We start from the raw sequence: 273 nt of genomic DNA, 5'->3' as shown, positions 1-273 counted from the left end.
ACACCGGTGCCACCGACGGAGATCACCAGGTCGACGCCGCCGATCACTGCGGTATTGAGTGCATTTCGGAGCTCGACCTCGTCGGCAGCGACCGTCACGACACCGACGACAGCGAAGCCACCTTCGACGAGAAGCTCCGTGACGAGCGGACCCGAGGAGTCCGGACTGTCGCCGTGGGAGACGCGATCGTCGACGACGACGACGAGAGCGCGGCCTTTTCTTGGAGCTTCGAGTTCCATGAGGTCCACGGTAGTTTGCGGCTCGAAAGCATGC

1 protein-coding gene is annotated in these 273 nt (G+C 63.4%); it reads right to left on the bottom strand.

The window, feature by feature from the left end; translation table 11 throughout:
* On the bottom strand, nucleotides 1-239 hold a 239-nt coding region (locus NVV99_RS26480), incomplete at its 3' end, for a molybdopterin-binding protein (protein WP_260783297.1).
* Nucleotides 240-273 lie beyond the last annotated feature (34 nt).

This window comes from Rhodococcus sp. PAE-6 (assembly GCF_025290685.1).
In the GTDB taxonomy this organism is placed as follows: domain Bacteria; phylum Actinomycetota; class Actinomycetes; order Mycobacteriales; family Mycobacteriaceae; genus Rhodococcus; species Rhodococcus pyridinivorans.
The sequence above is the reverse complement of the archived record's forward strand: the minus strand, read 5'-3'. Positions and strand labels throughout refer to the sequence as shown.